At 67.0% G+C, this 18,396-nt stretch carries 12 protein-coding genes and 3 pseudogenes; 8 read left to right on the top strand and 7 right to left on the bottom strand.

The window, feature by feature from the left end:
• Positions 1-299: 299 nt before the first annotated feature.
• The 3 genes from OG299_RS01000 to OG299_RS00990 all read right to left on the bottom strand — a co-directional run bounded on the left by OG299_RS01000 (position 300) and on the right by OG299_RS00990 (position 5,088).
• A complete protein-coding gene (locus tag OG299_RS01000; protein ID WP_327360048.1) occupies positions 300-1,139 on the bottom strand; it encodes an IS5 family transposase in 840 nt (279 codons plus the stop codon).
• Between the two features lie 221 nt (positions 1,140-1,360).
• Positions 1,361-2,989, bottom strand: a complete 1,629-nt coding sequence (locus OG299_RS00995) for an SGNH/GDSL hydrolase family protein (protein ID WP_327364423.1) — start codon at positions 2,987-2,989, stop codon at positions 1,361-1,363.
• Between the two features lie 59 nt (positions 2,990-3,048).
• Entirely contained in the window at positions 3,049-5,088 is a 2,040-nt protein-coding gene (locus OG299_RS00990; protein ID WP_327360047.1) for an NACHT domain-containing protein, read from the bottom strand.
• 179 nt (positions 5,089-5,267) lie between these two features.
• On the opposite strand from OG299_RS00990, the pseudogene OG299_RS00985 reads away from it, so the two are divergent.
• The 5 genes and pseudogenes from OG299_RS00985 to OG299_RS00975 form a co-directional block, all read left to right on the top strand.
• Positions 5,268-5,384 (top strand): annotated as a pseudogene (locus tag OG299_RS00985) (transposase); the annotation flags it as partial.
• Between the two features lie 145 nt (positions 5,385-5,529).
• Positions 5,530-7,170: an IS4 family transposase gene (locus tag OG299_RS00980; protein ID WP_327360046.1), complete on the top strand. Its 1,641-nt coding sequence runs from the start codon at positions 5,530-5,532 to the stop codon at positions 7,168-7,170.
• A gap of 43 nt (positions 7,171-7,213) precedes the next feature.
• Positions 7,214-7,456 carry a transposase gene (locus tag OG299_RS42575; protein ID WP_442817572.1) on the top strand — a complete coding sequence of 81 codons (243 nt, stop codon included), beginning with the start codon at positions 7,214-7,216 and terminating at the stop codon, positions 7,454-7,456.
• Positions 7,413-7,886, top strand: a pseudogene (locus OG299_RS42570) (transposase); the annotation flags it as partial. The gene OG299_RS42575 and the pseudogene OG299_RS42570, both read left to right, overlap by 44 nt.
• A 33-nt stretch (positions 7,887-7,919) precedes the next feature.
• Positions 7,920-9,452, top strand: a complete 1,533-nt coding sequence (locus OG299_RS00975; protein WP_327364422.1) for an ISL3 family transposase — start codon at positions 7,920-7,922, stop codon at positions 9,450-9,452.
• 66 nt (positions 9,453-9,518) lie between these two features.
• On the opposite strand, the gene OG299_RS00970 is transcribed toward OG299_RS00975, so the two are convergent.
• Both OG299_RS00970 and OG299_RS00965 read right to left on the bottom strand, forming a co-directional pair.
• Positions 9,519-10,754 (bottom strand): IS256 family transposase, encoded by a 1,236-nt coding sequence (locus OG299_RS00970; protein ID WP_327360045.1) that lies wholly within the window; start codon positions 10,752-10,754, stop codon positions 9,519-9,521.
• Positions 10,755-10,761: 7 nt separating this feature from the next.
• A complete protein-coding gene (locus OG299_RS00965; protein ID WP_327360044.1) occupies positions 10,762-13,893 on the bottom strand; it encodes a tetratricopeptide repeat protein in 3,132 nt (1,043 codons plus the stop codon).
• 42 nt (positions 13,894-13,935) lie between these two features.
• Here OG299_RS00965 and OG299_RS00960 point away from each other — a divergent pair, with 42 nt between their 5' ends.
• Positions 13,936-14,238: a hypothetical protein gene (locus OG299_RS00960; RefSeq protein WP_327360043.1), complete on the top strand. Its 303-nt coding sequence runs from the start codon at positions 13,936-13,938 to the stop codon at positions 14,236-14,238.
• A gap of 102 nt (positions 14,239-14,340) precedes the next feature.
• Here OG299_RS00960 and OG299_RS00955 read toward each other — a convergent pair.
• Positions 14,341-15,701 (bottom strand): annotated as a pseudogene (locus OG299_RS00955) (Helicase associated domain protein); the annotation flags it as partial.
• Positions 15,702-16,225: 524 nt separating this feature from the next.
• Here OG299_RS00955 and OG299_RS00950 point away from each other — a divergent pair.
• The gene (locus OG299_RS00950; protein ID WP_327360042.1) at positions 16,226-16,693 is read left to right on the top strand and encodes a lamin tail domain-containing protein; all 468 of its coding nucleotides are present in this window, start codon (positions 16,226-16,228) and stop codon (positions 16,691-16,693) included.
• A 214-nt stretch (positions 16,694-16,907) separates the two neighbouring features.
• Here OG299_RS00950 and OG299_RS00945 read toward each other — a convergent pair whose 3' ends face one another.
• Positions 16,908-17,438, bottom strand: coding sequence for a P-loop nucleotide/nucleoside kinase family protein (locus tag OG299_RS00945; RefSeq protein WP_327360041.1), 531 nt, complete (start codon positions 17,436-17,438; stop codon positions 16,908-16,910).
• A 340-nt stretch (positions 17,439-17,778) separates the two neighbouring features.
• On the opposite strand from OG299_RS00945, the gene OG299_RS00940 reads away from it, so the two are divergent.
• On the top strand, positions 17,779-18,384 hold the full coding sequence (locus tag OG299_RS00940) for a hypothetical protein (protein ID WP_327360040.1): 606 nt from the start codon (positions 17,779-17,781) through the stop codon (positions 18,382-18,384).
• Positions 18,385-18,396: the final 12 nt, after the last annotated feature.

Below are 18,396 nucleotides of genomic sequence, written 5' to 3'. Positions count from 1 at the left end.
GTCCAGGAACCGGCGCAGCGGAGTACGGGGACTGTGCAGTCCGGTGGTGAGGCTCATCCGAAGGTCACCGCCTTGAGGAGGCACCGCCCGAAGGCGGTGGAATCGTCACGGCCGGACGCTACGAACGGGCGCTGACAACGTGTCACCCGCACGAGGGAGCTGCCTGTCACCCACACGGAATCGTTCCCCTGAGTGGGTGACAGAAGGCGGCGGGCGGCGGCCGTGTCAGACAGACGGTGGAACGTCTTTGGCGAGGCACCTCAGAGGGCGTTTGATCTAGGCGGATTGCCCTTTATCTCCTAGTAGGTTCCTCGCCAGGTTGGTGTGGTCTCGTCCGTTATGCGCTTGCTGAGGTTGTCGATGGAGGCGATGTGGATCATGGCTTCGGAGCTGGTGGTGAGGGTCTCGTAGTCGCGGGCGAGACGCCGGTGCATCATGATCCAGCCGATACTCCGCTCCACTACCCAGCGTCGTTTCACGACGTGAAATCCGCGAACTCCGGGTTTTCTGTTGACTACTTCGACGTCGATTCCGAGCTGGGCGCCGTGCTCGACGACGGCGTTCTTGAAGCCGGTGTCGACCCAGCTCTTGGAGATGGTCGGGTAGGTTTCCTTGGCCTGGTCGAGAAGGCGCATTCCCATGGCGTTCTCGGAGAGGCCGGCGCCGGCGACGGTCACGGCGAGGATGAGGCCGATCGTGTCGGTGAGGATGCCTCGCTTCCGTCCGACGATCTTCTTGGCGGCATCGGTTCCCTGGCTGGTCAGGGGCACGTTGGTGGAGGTCTTGACGCTCTGGGTGTCGATCACTGAGGCGGTCGGCTCGGGTGTGCGGCCCTCCTTGACGCGAGCCAGGCCGGTGAGGTCGTAGTTGAGCTGAACGAAGATTCCCTCGTCGCGCCAGGCCGCGTAGTAGAAATAGACCGTGCCGTGGCCCGGGAAATCGTGCGGAAGGTATTTCCAGGGGATTCCTGTGCGGTTGACGTAGAGAATTGCGTTGAACACGTCACGTAAGTCGACCTTGGGTGGCTGGCCGGTGGGCCTGCGGTCGAGCCGGGCTTTGCGCCAGGCTGCCAGTGTCGGCTCGATGAGGGCCCATCGGGCGTCGGACAGGTCGCTGGGGTAGGGCTTGCGCTGGCTCACGCCGTAGCGTGAGCACGGCTGTGCCGGAAGGTTCCGTTCCGCTGTTGCCCGGCGTTTCCGCCTCATCTTCGAACCAGACGGACTTCATGCACGAGGAACGGAGCAAACGGGCGGCCGTGTCGAGAGGTCTACGGATGCGAGGGGGTGCGTACGGAGCAAACACCTCAAATCTGACCCACCCGAGTCCGACTTACTGACACAAACTCTCTTTTAATGCCCACTTAGGAGCTCCTGATACTGAGATTTTCGAAGGTGAAGGGCGATCCCCACACACGGATGGAGACACCTCCGCATTCGCCGCTCTGGCTGTAGCTGGCCGCGAGCTCTCCATCCAGCTTGATGGTCAGCGATCGATTCACTCCGGAGACACTGACGTGGCGGGTTCGCCCCGCTATCAGAGGCGCCGGTTTCGGTGACACGTCGACGGTCCAGGCGCCCCCGGGCAGAAGAGCCGGCCTAACGAAGGTTCCCAGTACTGGGAAGTCGGGGGGCGCCTCCTGCTCGTACTGGACGGATGCTCCGACCGGCTGGTCCTGCGCGAGCCCGCTTCTCGGTGCCACTGCGAAACCGAAGTTACTGTTCGGAGGGGATGTTGGGGCGACTACGTCGAATTCGACCGTCGTAGCACAGCCCTGACCCGCGAAGTACAACCCCCAGAGGGCACTGTAACGATCGGCCCCGAGGGGCGGGGTGACGGTCACGCTGTCGGTCGTACCATCCACCTGAACTGAACCCCTGCTGCGGCCAAAGACCTGGAAGTCGGCAGGGGAGGCACCACAGGCCTTGGTCCTGACGCAGGCGAGGACCCGGGCTGCAATCGCTCGCTGGCCTGCCGAATTCGGGTGGAAACTCTGCTGCACCGCATGTGTCAGCGCGCGGTTGATCCAGTTGTCGGATGCGCAGACGTCATGGCCGGCCATGACGTCACCGACGTCCACGTACTCGAATCCCGCAGCACGTGCCGCAGTCTTGATGGCACGGTTTGCCGCATCGGCAGTCTGATTGAGTCCGATCATATCTATTTCGGAGAAATTGCGGCCGGCGTCACCGCCGCAGCCGGTTCGCGGAGGCGAGGCGGGAAAGAGGCGGGGGTATCCCACAACCAGAACGCGTGCGGCGGGTGCGGCAGTCCGAAGATCCGAATAGAATTCGGCCAGGGTGCGGTGGCCCGGCCAGCTGCCGGGCTCTCCGCCAAGTGAGACTATCTTTTCATTGGCTATCGCCTGGCCGGCCAGACAGCTCCCGGATTGATTGGAGAGGAGGTTGGCGCAGTAGTCCATCGTCTCGGAGAAGTCCACGTCGTTCCCGCCGAAGGTGAGGGTGACGAGTTTGACATCGGCATTCGGCGCGGTCGGCGAGAGTGCGAGCCAATGGCTCTGGGGCTGGGGCTCCTCCCGTGGATGAGCGTGGTTGGGTCCGTAGAAGTCGTTTATGGTCGCACCACTGCACGCGTGAAAGTCAAGCCCGTAATCACTGCCCAATTCCTGCCACACCTTCACCGGCCAAGCGCCGGCCGAGCGGTGGCACACGGTCGATCCGGCCTGGCCCTCGTTCATGGTCCCGCGCAGAAACTCCGGACCACATGCGGTCTCGAAAGGGGCTCCTTCGCCCGAGGAATAGGAATCCCCCAGAGCTACATAGAGCGGTTTCGCCGGCGGGGGCGCCGGGAGACTGGTACCGGCGACGTCCAATCCGCTTGCCGGACACCCGGACACTCGTTTCGGCTGCCCGATCGGCGGCCCCTGCGTGGATTGGTCGCCCGATCCCGCCGTACAGCCGCTCAACGCGATAAAAAAGGCCGCAACCAGGGCCAGCACCGGAATCCGAATTCTTTCTATACACGGCGTCATCGACAACTCCAGCTGCTTTCGGGTCCGGGCCGGAGGCATGGAACTGCGCGGGTGACCATTCAGGGCGCCACGCTCGGAGGCGCCACTGTCGGGGTGAGTTGGATTCGGAGTTCCTCGTGGCGGAACTGGTAGGACCTGCCGGACACCCGCAGAAGCCCGGCCAGGTAGGCCCATTCCAGGAAGTGGCGCAGGCGCCAAGGAACGTGTCCGCCGGGGGCGGCGAGCAGAACCGCAGCGGCGTACCGACTCCAGGCCCTGGAGCCGAGTCCCACTCCTGCGAGCAGGCCAACCGCGAGGGCCAGCGCGATGCTGCCGGCCTGCGTGAGGCGCTGGGTCAGGTGCAGGTGCGCCGCGAGCCCTCCGGTGAGCCCTCCAGGCAGTCCGCCTGCGATGGCGAGGCTGGCTCCCAGGAGCGTGCCGAAGAAGAGGTCGTTCCGCAGAACGTCGACCGGCCAGACAGGGCGGATGTCGCCCTGTCCGAGACCGACCAGGATCACTGCGGCGAGTGCTGCGCCGGTCCCCGAAGTGATGGCGGGGCCGGTGCCGCCGGCGAGCGCGCCCGCAGCGGTCCCACCGGCGGTGGCGAGGACGACGGAAACCCGAGGGCCCGCGACCTGCGGACGCGCGAGTTGCCGGAGCTCCGGACGCGATGGACGAGGGGAGGGGTGCAAACCGGCCCAGGCGGCGAATCCGAGCGCGACGGCCCCCGCTCCGGCAGTCAGGGCGAGACCCAGTGACCCGTCCGCCCATTCCGCGGCAAACGCTGTTGCGACGGCGGCGGCCACGACACTCACGCCCGTGTGCAGGGCCTTGACACGCCGTACAGGTGCCAGACGCCAGAGCTGAAGAGGCGAAATGTCCCGCTGAGCACTTCCCCCGGTGCTGTTGCTCTCTAGATGGGCGGCCAATGTGCCCAGCCAGCGAAGGACGTCTGCGGGGTCGTAGAAGCGCTGCTGCTCGTCATCTCCGCCGAGGCTGTTGCCCGCAGCTCGCGCCACGTGCGTCGACGGCCGAAGTCCGCGCGGGTGCAGGAGAGTACTCGCCTCGACAAACGCCGAGAGGAGTTCGCCCGACAACACGTCGTAGGAACTGCTGCCCGCCAGTCGCCGTGCATCCAGGACTCCCGCCTGCAGTCCTGCGATTGCAAGACCGAGCAACCAGGGCTTCCGAAGGGCCTCGGCCAACGGGGACTGCGGGTTTCGCAGGCTCTGGGCGAATTCCGCGGACGACACCAGTGGACTGGGCCGGGCCGCGGACTCGAAGCGCTGCGTGATGTAGTTCTCGACCTGGCTTTCCGGCAGCGGATGGACGCGGATCACCAGGGTGTCGCGAAGACGCAGGCCAGCTTCGTGCATTCTCCGGTAATCCGACTCCCGGCACGTCACGACGACGGATGGAAGGTCGGCCCACTCGATCAGACCCGTTCCGTTGAGCTGCTGAACGATCTTCACCGTGCGACTACCCGGAGCCATGCGATCCGCATGCGATCCGTCCACCTCGTCCAGACCGTCGAGGACAGGCACGATGCGTCGCTCCCCGACCATCGCCCGAGCCTGAGCGGCCGGTACCCGATAGTCACTGGAAAGCCGACCGGCGAGCCACTCACCGAGGGACCCTTCCCCGTCCCATCCGGCAAGGTGGAACGGTACTGCCACCCGGGTGTCCGAGCGCGTCTGCCGCAGCTGCAACAACGACAGGGCCAGCTCAAGAGCTATCAGCGTCTTGCCGGAACCCGGCTCCCCGACGATCAGCATGCGCCGCGGCACCGTGTTCAGAAAGAGCCTTGCGATACCGGAAGAAGTTGTGCCGACCGGATCCCCTCCGGCCTCGACGCGTACATGGCCGACCTCAAGATGTGTTGCACGCCGAATGGGCAATTCCGCAGGATGCACATCGCCGATGAGACTAATCCGCCGCCTGGCCCAGCCGTCGCCGACAGTTGTTGCCAACCGATCGGTCGCCGCATTCAGGGCACCCCCGTCAGCGTTCGCGAAGAGACCCGGTACCAGCGCGGCCAATCCCGCCACAGCACTGACCAGCGCCAGAACGACGTTGACGGAGTCTGTTGCCTCGAACCTGGTGACTGCGGCCACGGCCACGGATATCACCAGGACAAGCCCGAGAATCCTGCGGCGTTGCTGCGCTCCCCCCGGAATTCGCATGGCCTCAGTATGCCCGCTCCTAAGAGTCCGTAACACGATCTTGGTGAGATGTCCTGGTCGGGCGTGACCGGTGTGACGATTCGGCCGTTCGGGATGGTGTGAGTACTCGACCGTGGATCGTGGATGACGACTTGTGGGCGCTGATCGAGCCGCTGCTGCCGCCCTGGCCGACGAGGTCGCCAGGGCCGCGGCCGGTAGCTGACCGGCTGTGCCTGCAGGGCATCTTGTACGTGCTCTGCAACGACGGGCCTTGACCCAAGGCCGGGTAGTTAGCGTTTTCGCAGGTCACGCAAGCCCGTTGAGGGATTCTCGACGTGGAGCAACGGAGCTCGTTGGTACAGGCAGTCGTCCAAGACAGCTTGTTCCAGAGGAGCTCCGTTGCCTTTTCATCATGTCCTGTCGGCCCCGGTGGTGACCATCACCCGTACGGTCACCGTGGCGGCGGGCCGGTTTGCACCGGGGCATCTGGGCGAGCTGACCGCCGTCGTGCCGTTCGAGCTGGTCGACGAGGTCCTGGAGGAGACGCGGTCGGTGCAGCGGCGACTGCGTGATCTCCCGTCGCGGGTCGGGATGTACTTCCTGCTCGCGATGTGTCTGTTCCCCGAGGTCGGCTATCGGCTGGTCTGGGACAAGCTGACGACGGGTCTGGACGGGATTGAGGTGGCCTGTCCGACACCGAAGGCCCTGCGTGATCTGCGGCGTCGACTGGGCTCCGCGCCGGTGCAGGCGCTGTTCGAGGTGCTGGCCGGGCCGCTGGCCCGCCCGGCGACACCGGGGATGCGATTCGGTCCGTTCCGGACGGTGTCGTTCGACGGGTGCAGTTCGCAGAAGGTCTCCGACTCCGAGCGGAACCGCCTCTGGCTGCGGCGGACGTCTCACCACGGCTATCCGACACTGGAGTTGATGACGCTGGTCGAGACCGGGACCAGGTCGCTGATCGGTGCGGTGTTCGGGCCGCCGGCCGGCAGCGAGACTGGTTACGCCTCCCGGCTGCTGCATCTGCTGCGGCCGGACATGCTGGTCCTGTGGGACACGGGCTTCGACGGCAACAGCTTCCTCGCCGCCGTGAACGCGACCGGCGCCCAGGTGCTGGGACGGCTCCGCGCCAACCGCCGCACCCCGGTCCTGACGCGTCTTGGCGACGGCTCCTACCTGTCGGTGATCGGCACCGAGAAAGTCCGTGTCATCGACGCGACCATCACGGTGACCTGCGCGGACGGCACCGTCTTCGCTGGCTCCTATCGGCTGGTCACCACCCTGACCGATGCCCGCCGCTACCCGGCGGCCGCGCTCACGGACCTCTATCACCAGCGATGGGAACACGAATCGGCGTATTACGCGCTCCGCCACACGATCATGAACGGGCGTGTCCTGCGCTCGGAAGACCCGGCCGGGGTCGGGCAGGAGATGTGGGCCCTTCTCGCCCTCTACCAGGCCCTGCGGGCCGTGATGGTCGAGGCCGCGGAGTCACTGCCGGGCACCGATCCGGACCGCTGCTGCTTCACCGTCGCCCTCCAGACCGCCCGTGACCAGGTCATCCAGGCCGCCGCTGTCATCACCGACTCCGCCGACGCCAATCGCCCCGGACTGATCGGGCACCGGATCCTGGCCCGTCTCTTCCCGCCCCGACGCCAGCGGGTCAGTACCCGCAAGGTCAAGTCACCGATGTCCCGCTACAGCACCCGCCACGACGACGGCAGGCCCGACACCAGCCGCACCATCACCGGTCTCGACATCAACATCCTCGAGCCTCCGGAATCCCGCCCTCAGCTCCCCACCGCCTCCCGCGACGACCGGCAAACCACCCCCACCGACCGCCGCCGGCACCGAATCCTGACCCTGCTTGAAAAGGAACCCACCCGCCTCTGGCGCCCCCGCGACATCGCCTCCCACTTCGGCGACATCACCATGGAAACGATGTATCGACAGCTCTCCAGATGGGCCGAGACCGGCCTCATCCACAAACTCGGCCCCGGCCTCTACGCCGCCACAGTATGGACCCCAACACCCCTTGCGTGACCTGCGAAAACGTTAACTACCCGGCCTTGGGTCAAGGCGCGACATCGCGTGGCAACTTCTGCCGCCTGAGCTGGGGTTCGGATCAGGGCAGACCTGCTGGCGGCGCCTGGAGCGGTGGCAGCAGGCCGGGGTCTTCGACCAGTTACACCGGATCCTGCTGGCCGAGCTGAACGCGGCCGGCCGCCTCGACTGGTCTCGGGCCTGTATGGACGGCTCCCACATCCGGGCGAAAAAAGGGGGGTGCCGACACCGGTCCGTCGCCGGTCGACCGGCGGAAGACGGGTAGCAAACATCACCTGATCTGCGACGGACGCGGCACCCCGCTCAAAGTCATCACGACTGCGGCGAACGTCAACGACGTCACCCAGACCCTCGCCCTGGTCGACGGCATCCCACCGGTGGCAGGTCGTCCCGGCCGGCCCCGCCGACGTCCCGAGGCTTTGCTCGGGGACAAGGGCTACGACTCCAACCCCAACCTCGATGAGCTGCGTAAACGCCGGATTCTACCCGTCATCTCCCGCAGGGGTGCCCCGAACATCAAGGGCATGGGCAAGCTCCGCTACGTGGTGGAGCAGACCTTCGCCCTGCTCCACCAGTTCAAACGACTCGACGACCGATGGGAACGCCGCACCGATCTCCACGACGCGTCTATCTCCCTCGCCTGCAGCCTCATCGGGTCCGTAAAGTTAACGGCTCTGTCTCACATTCGGTGGTGACGCTGGGTGGCGGAGGTCGTTGTTGTCGGTGTGATGGATGTCAACGAGCTTGTGCAGATGGTGTTTTCGGGGATATCCCCGCTGGTCATTGAGGATGTGGTCGATGAGGGCGGGCGGGTCGTGGTGAGGGCGCGGGCTCCGAAGGACCCCGCGCCCTGCCTGGTGTGCGGGGTGCCGTCGGGACAGGTGCACGGTTATCACTGGCGGAAGGTGGCCGACGTACCGGTCGATGGCCGGCGGGTGGTGCTCCAAGTACGAGTGCGACGCCTGGTGTGTCCCACGCGTGGGTGCCTCCAGACCTTCCGTGAGCAGGTGCCAGGGGTGTTGGAGCGCTATCAGCGGCGCACTGCACGTCTGACCAGGCAGGTCAAGGCGGTGGTGAAGGAGTTAGCGGGCCGGGCGGGAGTCCGTTTGCTGGCGGTACTCGCCATGGGTCTGTCCCGTCACACGGCCCTTCGTGTCCTGTTGGGCATCCCTCTGCAGGCCGGGCGGGTGCCGCGAGTGATCGGGGTGGACGATTTCGCTCTGCGCCGACGGCACCGCTATGCCACCGTGGTGATCGACGCGGAGACCCATGAACGGATCGATGTCCTGCCCGACCGCTCGGCCGGCACTCTGGAAGCGTGGCTGCGTGCCCATCCGGGGGTCGAGGTCGTGTGTCGTGGTGGATCGACGACTTACGCGGAAGCCATCCGCCGGGCCCTGCCGGGCGCCGTGCATGTCGGTGACCGCTGGCATGTGTGGCACAACCTGTGCGCAGCCGCCCTGGACGAGGTGAAGGCACACAGCAACTGCTGGGCCACCGTGCTCGACGCACCTTTGTATGACGGGCCGCGCGCACAGACCACACTGGAACGCTGGCATCAGGTCCACGACCTGCTCAACCAGGGCGTGGGCCTCCTCGAATGCGGCCGCCGCCTGCAACTGGCCCTGAATACCGTCAAACGCTATGCCCGAGCCGACCGGCCCGAGCGGATGCTCCGCGTCCCAAAATACCGGTCCAGCCTCGTCGATCCCCACCGCGAGCACCTGCGCAAACGCCGGGCTGAAGACCCCGCCGTCCCCGTCCAGCACCTCTTCGAAGAGATCAAGGCCCTCGGCTTCACAGGCTGCCTCAACCTCCTGCACAAGTACATCAACCAAGGCCGCGCGGACGCCGACCGCAGCCACATCTCCCCACGCAGGCTGGCCCGGATGCTCCTGACCAGGCCCGAGAACCTCAAGGCCGGACATCGCGATCTCCTGGCCCGCCTCACCGCTGCCTGCCCCGAGATGACCCACCTGGCCACCGCCGTCCGGACCTTCGCCCCGCTCCTGAAGCCTCAGCCAGAGAACGCCGACGCGCTCGATCTCTGGATCACCCAGGTCCTTACTGCCGACCTGCCGCATCTGCACGCCTTCACCCGCGGCCTCGAGCGAGACCGCAACGCTGTGATCGCCGCGGTCACACTTCCGTACAGCAACGGCCCGACCGAGGGGATCAACACCAAGACCAAGCGGATGGCCCGCCAGATGCACGGACGAGCAGGCTTCACCCTGCTCCGGCACCGCATCCTCCTCGGATAACACCACCCGTTACCACCGAATCTGAGACAGAGCCAAGTTAATGGTGGTTTTGGGGTTGTTGGGGGTTCAGCGGCGGGCGGCTGAGAGCCGACCGTCGAAGGTGATGTCGAAGGCGTTCAGAGCGGCCTTCCAGCGCTGGGTCCAGCGTTTGCGTCCCTGGCCGGTGGGGTCGAGGCTCATGATGGCCATGTAGACGCACTTGATGGCGGCCTGCTCGTTCGGGAAGTGCCCGCGGGCCCGGACGGCCTTGCGGATCCGTGCGTTCACAGACTCAATGGCGTTCGTCGTGCAGACGATCCGCCGTATCTCGGTGTCGACCTGCAGGAACGGCACGAACTCGGCCCACGCGTTCTCCCACAACCTTACGATCGCGGGATATTTCTGGCCCCATTCCTCCTGAAATTCCAGGAACCGTTCCATGGCGGCATCCTCGGCCGGGGCGGTGTAGACGGGTTTGAGCGCCTTCGCGATCTTGTCCCAGTCCTGCCGGGCCGCATAACGGAACGACGCCCTCAGCAGGTGAACGACACACGTCTGCGTGATCGCCTGTGGCCAGACCGCCCCGATCGCGTCGGGCAGCCCCTTCAAGCCGTCGCAGACGACCATGCAGACGTCTTCCGTGCCGCGGTTCTTGATCTCGGTGAAGACCTGGAGCCAGTACTTGGCACCCTCGCCCCCGTCGCCGGCCCACAAGCCCAAGATCTCGCGAGTGCCCTCGACGGTGACCGCCAGGACCACGTAGACCGGCCTGTTCGCGACCTTCCCGTCCCGCAGTTTCACGTGGACACAGTCAATGAACAAAAGCGGATAGACCGAGTCCAGGGGCCGGTTCTGCCATTCGTTCATGCCGTCGACCACCTTGTCCGTGATCGTGGAGATGGTCGTCTTGGAGACCTCTGCGCCGTAGACCTCCGCGAGGTGGGCGGAGATCTCCCCGTGGGTCAGGCCGCGGGCCGACGGCGAGAGCACCATCTCGTCGACGCCGGTCAGCCGGCGCTGCCGCTTCTTGACGATATGCGGCTCGAACGAGCCCTCGCGATCCCGTGGGACCTCGAGAACGACCGGGCCGACCTCGGTCACCACCGTCTTCGAGCGGGTCCCGTTGCGGGTGTTGCCCGAGCCGGCCTTCTCATGCTTCTCGCGCCCGAGGTGGTCGGTGATCTCGCCTTCCAGGGCCGACTCGAGGATCCGCTTCGTCAACTGCTGCAGCAGACCACCCTGGCCCGTCAGCTTGATCCCGTCAGCCTTGGCCCGGTCCACCAGCTGACTGATCAACTGGTCGTCCAGAACCTCCGGCGCCAACCGTCTATCAGTCGGGGACTTCGCCGCGAGGTGTAGACCGGCTGGGTTCGTCGGCCGGATCGTCGGCCAGGCTGCGGAAGTACGCGAGATTTTCCCGAATCACGGCCAGGAGCGGATGGTCGGGGTCGAGAATGCGCACGCTGTCGGCGTGTAGCTCCTCGAATGCGGTGGCGGCGCCTGCGGCGTCGCCGGCATCACCCCGCATCCGGGCGATGTTGTTGCGGGTGCCCAGCGTGTCGGGATGGTCGGGGCTGAGGATCCTTAGACAGGCGGCGAGCAGTTCCTCGTACGCCGCGGCGGCGTTGATGTGGTCGCCGGCCGCGTCACGGATCGCGGCGATGTTAGCGAGTGTGGCGAGGACGTCTGCGTGGTCGCGGCCGTGCAGGCGAAGGTAGTCGGCCAGCAGTGCCTCGTAGTCGGTGAGGGCGCCGACGGGATCGTCGGCGTTCACGCGTGACTGGGCCAGCTTGGCTCGGGTCCTGAGGGAGTTGGGGTGGTCCGGTCCGTGGAGACGGGTGAGGTCGTTCACCAGTCCCTCCAGCGCAGTGACGACACCGGCCGCGTCGCCGGCCTCGATGCGGGCTAGGACGGATTCCGCGCGGACCTGCCAGATCTCGGGGTGGTCCGGGCCAAGGACGCGCAGGCTGGCGGTGAGCAGCTCGTCCGGGCTGGTCGATGCCGAGTCGTTGCGCAGGTGGGCGAGCAGACTGCATGCCTGATGCGCGTGGGGGTGGTGTGGGCCGAAGGCCTGCAGGATGTCGTCGAGAACCGCCTCCAGGTCGGTGACCACGTTGGCTGCCGATCCGGCCCGTAGACGACAGATGATGAGGAAGAGGCGGGTTTCCAGTGTGTCGGGGTGGTCGGGGCCGAGTGCGTGCAGCCGGATGTCCAAAAGCAACTCGAACGCGGTGACCGCGGCGGCTGGATCGCCGTCGGAGAGGCTGGTGGTGATGGCCAGTTCGCTTCGCGTGCGTAGCGTGCGATGGTGGTTGGGGCCCAGCTCGCGTTCCCAGTCTGCCAGGAGCTGCGCGAACTCGGTGGCAGTGCGGGCGGGGTCGCCGGCCGGGAGCTGCCAGCGGGCAAGCTCATGGCGGGTGGCCAGGGTCTCGGGATGATTGGTGCCCAGCACCCGTTCGGTGTCGGCGAGGATCGCCTTGAACTCGGAGACCGCGCCCGCAGCGTCGCCGGCCTCGCCCCGGTTCATGGCGAGGTTGTGTCGCAGTTTGAGTGTGACGGGGTGCTTGGGGCCCAGGATCGCCGTCCGGTCGGCGAGCAGCGATTCGAGTTCGGCCACGGCTGCTTGCGGATCGCCGAAATGACCCAGTGCGAGGCCCAGGGTGTGCCGCGCGTTGTGGGTTTCGGGATGGGCTGGTCCGAGCACCCGACTGCGATCGATCACTAGCTGCCTGGCGTTGTCGAGGCCCGTCCTATCGTGTGCCTCGAGCTGCCAGATGACCTGGTCGCCGCGGGCTGCCAGGGTGGCGGGGTGGTCGGGGCCCAGCCGTTTCGCAGCGGTGGCGTGCAGCTTGTTGAAGTATGCGGCTGCGGGGGTGGCCTGGCCGACCTGGCCGAGGCTGCGGCCGGCCTCGGTCAGGACGGGGTGGTAAGCGTCAGTGCTCCACAGATGCTCGTCGGCGTACCGTTCGAGCGCCTCGGTGTTGGCTCGCAATCGCTGGTTCAGGTCCGGGTCGCGGCCGTGCTCGGGCCAGGCCGTGACGAGAGCGTTCGCGGCGGTCCAGGTCAGGTGGCGCAGCCGCCCGGGCGGTAACTCGTCGCGGACCGCACGCTGGACGAGCGTGTGCACCCGTACCTCGTGGTGGCCGACGCTGGCCAGGCTGTACAGGTACAAGCGGCGCAGGGCGGCGTAGACTGTGCTGGCGTCGAGTTCCTGAGGCGGGGCGCCGGTGTCGACGCTGCGGGCGTGGCTCAGCCAGGCGCGGGCGACGCTGGTAGTCAACACCGAGGTCGGGATTCCCTCGGAGTCGAGCACGCTCGCCAGCTCCAGGACGGGCCGGACCAGACCGGCGCAGCGGCCGGCGTCCGCGGCCTCGATCGACAGCAGCCAGGTGACCGCAACGGAACTGGGATACCCGTTGGGCAGCTCGTCCCGCTCCGGCACCAGGTCGGCGAGGCGTTGCCCGCGGTAGTCGGCGAAACGGCGCCGATACTCGCTGCACGCCACATCCTCGTTGAACAGGTACGCGGCGGCCTGCCCGAGGGCCAGCGGCAGCCGCCCCAGGTCGGAGACAACCCCGGCGACATCGTCAACCAAATCCTCGCGCAGACCGTGGCGCAGATATGCCTCCGCCTCGGCCTCGGTGAACACGTCGACCTCGACCACCCGGTGGCCTCGCCCGACGATCCCTGAATGCCGTGGACGCGCCGTGACGATGGTGCGTCCAGCGGGGTTCTGCCTGGACGGCCACAGCTCGCCGAGGTCGTTGGACCGCTCCACGTTGTCCAAGACGACCAGCCACCGCCGCGGCGTGCTCTCCAGCCAGGCGAGGAATCGTTCCGCGGCCTTTCCGGGGTCGCCCGGGTCGGCCTCGGCGAACCTCGCACCGGCTTCGGCGTAGCGCGAGACGATCGCGTCTCGCGAGGAGGCGTCAACCCACACCACCAAGTCGACGTCACGGGCGCCGACCCGGCGCTGTGCCCAGGCCGCCGCCAGCTGGGTCTTGCCCACCCCACCCAGCCCGACGATCACGACGAGCCGCTCGGCAGCCAGCGCCGCGGCCAGCTCCTCGATGACCGCACGTTCCTGAAAGCCGTCCACCTCGTCGGGAACCCGACCCACGAACGGCACGGACTGGCGCCTGTCACTAGTGGCATCTTCCCGGGCACGCCTGTGATCGTCCGTCACCTCTGCCTGCTCGACCGTCCTGCTGTCCTGCTGTTCGAAGGCCCGGTTCCTGAGGTCCAGCAGATCGTCCAGGTCAAGATTCAGCTGCGGCGCCAGCAGGCGCAGGGTCTCTGCCGACGGCATTTCGCCCGGGCCATTGATCGCGTTGTGGAGCGTCGTCGTACTGAGGTTTGTCCGAGCTTGAAGCTGGCCCCTGCTCAGGCCCGCGGTCTCCTGACCGCGTCTCAGCCTTCTCTTCAGCTCGGCCAGGGGTCCCTGCCCGGCCTGACCGTCCACACGCTCCAAGATCCACCTGCCCGACCGACATCCTGTTCAACCTTGTTCATCATCCATCACATGAACCCGGTTGAACGGCTGGACCGCGACATTCAGGGAACCGCACCACCCGGCGCGGATCCGCTCACCGAGGAGCTTGTGATGCCTGTTCGTCTGACGATGATTCTGCTGGCGGCCACGATGATGCTGATGTTCGCGATGACGGTGGCCATCGGGGCCGCCTACCTCACCCGCCGAGACGGATCCGGCTACCGGGCCGCTATCAAGTCCGGCGCGGTCGGCTTCGCGGCGACGCTGACCACCGCCACCGCAGTGGTTGCAGCGCTCGCGGCAGTTGCCCGCTGACCCTGAATGCTTGGGCAGCAGGCCGATTGTGCGTCGGGTTCCCGAGATGATCGTCTCGGGAACCCGACGCACTGACCGCTCCTTCCCCACCCGAGTGGGTGCCTACGCCCACTCCACCCCCAGCTCCGCGAGCCTGGCACGCTGCTCGGGGGTGAAACTGTCCCGCCGGCTCTTGCTGTTGGAGATCCATACGCCGAGCTTCACCGACACCGGCGTACTCTCGCCGCCTACCATGATCTGTTCTGCGTGGCCGCGGGGTACGCGATGGTGCCCCTCGCGCGCGATGTACTGCGCGAGTGCCCGCACGCCCCTTTGGAAGGCCGCTGACGCCTTCCCGGCGCCCTTGGCTACCGGGGCCGGGGCGGCTCGTTCAGCGGGTTTCACCCCCAGCTTCGACAGCCTGTTCTGCTGCGCTTCAGACAGCTCCGTCCAGGAGCTGGCCTGTCGTTGGATCCAGCGTCCGAGGTCGTCGCCTTCGAAGAGCACGCCGGGCTGGATCTCGGGCAGGACGCCGCCGGCCTCGGTGTCGGCGAGGTCGGCGAGGACCCGGTAGTGCCGTTGCCAGTCCAGGGGCCAGGGGCATTTCCAGCCGGTGTCGATTGCGGCGAGCTGTGCGGCCCGGGTCTCGGCGGTTTCCTCGGTCTTGCCGAGGCCGCCGGTGCGGCGCAGGTTCGCCATCAGCTGCCCGATCGCGATCTGTTCGCCGTCCTCGCCTCAGACGGCGTCTTGTCGGGGTGCGAGGTGCCCGTGTGCGCGCCGATAGGAGCGCAGCAGCGCGAGCTTCGTCTCCCATGCTTCCTCGCCTGGCTCCCACACCATGCCCTGCTCGTCGAGCTGCTGTTTGCGGTGGTCCTCCAGCTCGCCCGCCCGCAGGGCTTTGCGCTGCTGGTGGACCCACCGGCCGAGCGGAAAGTCCTTCGTCACGCCGACTTCGGTCTCGGTGTCGTAGGGGACGGCGTGCAGGCCGGTGATGCCGTTCTCGGCGCGCCAGCGTCGCAGGGCCTGGAAGCCCTCCAGCCGCACCAGTGACTCCGGCCGGTACACCCGCGTCCGCAGGAACGCCGCGATCGTCGCCGCGTCCTGGGGGAGGAGAAGCGCAGCAGCGCCGACTCCGCCGCGGCCTCGGTCCCCTCCTCCTGGTCCTCGTCGCCTTCGCCGCTGCCCCCGACGATCCGGCCCTCCTCGTCGCGCACGAGGTGGTGCGGCTTGGCCCGTGGCTGGCGGGAGAGCGCGCGGGAGGCGAGTTTTTCGACGAGGTGTTCGGAGTGTGCGCGGAGGCCTTGGAGTACGGCGACGAGGGGTGCGTAGGAGGCGCTGGCGATCATGTCGTCGGGGTTCTCGCCGGGCTGGAGGAAGACGGGCACGATGATGCGCGGGGTCTTCTGGGTCCCGTCGAGGTTGGGGCGCAGTGCGCGGCCGATGTTCTGGACGATTTCGACTTGGGATCCGCGGGTGTCGGCGAATGTCCGGCATTTCCGGGCCGCATCCTGCTCGCTCGACTGCTTCTGCTGTTTCGAGGCCGGGCTGGCCGTGCCGTTACCAATGAGCTGGCCGTGCCGTGCACTGGGACGCTGGGGCCGGACCGGCGTCCTGACCGGCCACAAGGCGCGAATGTTTGTGCGCATTTGGGTGTAGGTGCGAAGAATTCCGCAAAACAGTTGTTACTTGATCAACTAGTCCGGTTGGGTGAAGGGGGCTAGAAGTGCGCCGGGTGGTGCGCCGGAGCGCATCGTTCCGGATCGCGGTTGGTGGTGCGGGTGGGTGTAACGGTCAGCGAATGTCAGGGCCACGCCTGACCGGTATGCGTGTGGTGTGCAGGTGAGTGTGACGAGAATTTCCGGGTTCGGTAACCGGGACCAGCGGGGGCTGCAGCCGGTCGTGTGGCGGGTCGAGAGTGGGGCTCTCGGCTCATCCGGGCCGGGAACCCGCACCGCCCATACCAGCCTGTTTCGGCTGGTGGAGCGCTGTTCTTGAGGGAGCGTCACCCATGTCCTCTGCTTCTTCCTCGGTCCGTCGTATCGCCGCCACCGTCCTGGCTGCCGGAGCAGTCGTCGGTGCAGCCGCGCTGCCGGCTGCCGCGCAGGACCACGGCCAGCGCCAGCACCCGCGGGTGGAGATCAGCCGGGTCCAGGCCGACAGCCCCGGACGCGACGACCGCTCGAACCGCTCCCTGAACAATGAGTGGGTCGAGATCACCAACACCACCCGCGACGCCATCAACCTGCGCGGCTGGACCCTGCGCGACGCTGACGGCAACCGCTACCGCTTCGACAACGTCCGCATCGCCGGCCGCACAACGATCCGCATCCACACCGGAACCGGCCACAACACCCGTACCGACCTGTTCCAGAACCGCCGCGACTACATCTGGGACAACCAGGCCGACACCGCCACGCTGCGCGATGACCGTGGTCGCACGGTCGACACCGAGTCCTGGGGCCGGCGCCACCACTGACCAGTGTCGGGGTGGCGGTGGCCGCTTGGACGGCGGGCGGCCACCGCCACCGCACCCCAGGGTTGGAAGGCGTGCGCCGTAGTGGTGTCGGCCTTCCAGCATGGCATGGCGATGCGCAGCTTCTCGAAACCTCTCGTGGAAACCCGTCCGCTGAGCCTGTAGCAAGGCATAGCGGTCACCAACGGAAGCCGGAGTTGCCCCACACGGGGCCCGTTCAGCGCGGTGGCCGTGAGTGAGCTGCCTGGGTCAGGTAGTGCTGGGCATGGGCCACGTTCGAGGCCAGGTCGGCGGCCGAATCGAGTACCAGTCGGTGGTCTGTCCAGGGCTCGTATGCGGCCTGCCGCTGCTGGACTGCTTCCCAGGTCGGCTCCTCGAAGCCTTCGATGTCCCGGGAGCGGCATTCCAGCCGTTGGCGGTGCAGCCGCGAGTTGGAGCAGACCACTTCAATAAAGGCGATGGGCACTCGGTGTCGGCCGGCCAGCGCTCGCCACTGCCGGCGTGCCCCCTGCACTGCGTTGACCGCGTCGATGATCACGCTCTGGCCCAGCCCCAGCACATTGTCGGCGACGGCGTCGGCCACCAGGTAGGCCGCGAGCCCCGTGGGCTGAGTGCGCTCCACACCGGCGCGCCACATCGCCGCCTCGATCGGATCGACCGACACCACCGCGGCGGGCAGCGCCCGCCCCAGTTCCTGGGCGACGGAGCTCTTTCCCACCGCGGGAAGACCGGCCATGGCAATCAGCATGGCAGCACTGTCGCACACCCCTTGATCGCCTCGGCCAGGGCGACTGGGAGCGTCCGGGGGCATGGACGGATCGCATATCCACCATCGCAATGCGCGGGAAGAGGGGGTGCGAGCGCGGTGGGGACGTCGAGGGGCTCGGCCGAGGCACGGTGTGACGGGTCACGATGCCCCGTTCCTGGCTGAAGGAGCCGGCCCCCCACCAGACCGGTACGTTCCTGTGTCTATGCGATTACATAAGGTTGTTATCTCCTTAGGGGGGAATTGTTCCGCTTGTGGCGTTGGCGCGTCGAAGTCGCTGCTGTAGGCGAGGGCTTCGGTGCCGGGGGATCGAGGGGGCTGTATGAGCTGGATCGGCAGTTGGTGGAGCAGTCAGCCTGCGACCATGAAGGCCGCGATCGTCACCGTGGCGGGCTCGATCATCGTGGGGTGCCTTGGGTTGTGGTCCGGCGTGTTCAGCGGCAAGGACGACCGCCACGATCCGAAACCCGCCCCTTCGGCATCACGGTCAGGTCCCTCCTCCGGCGGCGCGCCCACTGCCGGCCCGGGACAGGCCCTGCCCGGCTGCGGCGACAAGCCGGGACTGGACGTGACCGTCGAGCCCAAGCAGCTGACGGTCGCATCGGACGGGTCCCTTACCGCTGAGGTCAACTGCACCCTCGGGGACGGATGGCACCTGACCTGGATGGTGCAGATCGACGGCGTCGGCAAGCCCGTGCCGCATACGAACTACTACCCCAAGGATGATCTGGGGCGGCCCGGCCCGTACAACTTCGACGTCCACCTGTCCCAGGCCGAGCCCGGTTCTGCCCGCACGATCTACGTCGTTCTCACGGACGACTTCTCCTACCGTCAACTGAGCGAAAACCGGAACCCCGACGGATCGCTCCTGAAACTCCCGAACGGTGCACGCAAGGTCTCCAACTCGGTTCTGGTCAAGCGCTACTGACCTGCCCCGGCA

This window comes from Streptomyces sp. NBC_01296 (assembly GCF_035984415.1).
Classification (GTDB): domain Bacteria; phylum Actinomycetota; class Actinomycetes; order Streptomycetales; family Streptomycetaceae; genus Streptomyces.
The sequence above is the reverse complement of the archived record's forward strand: the minus strand, read 5'-3'. Positions and strand labels throughout refer to the sequence as shown.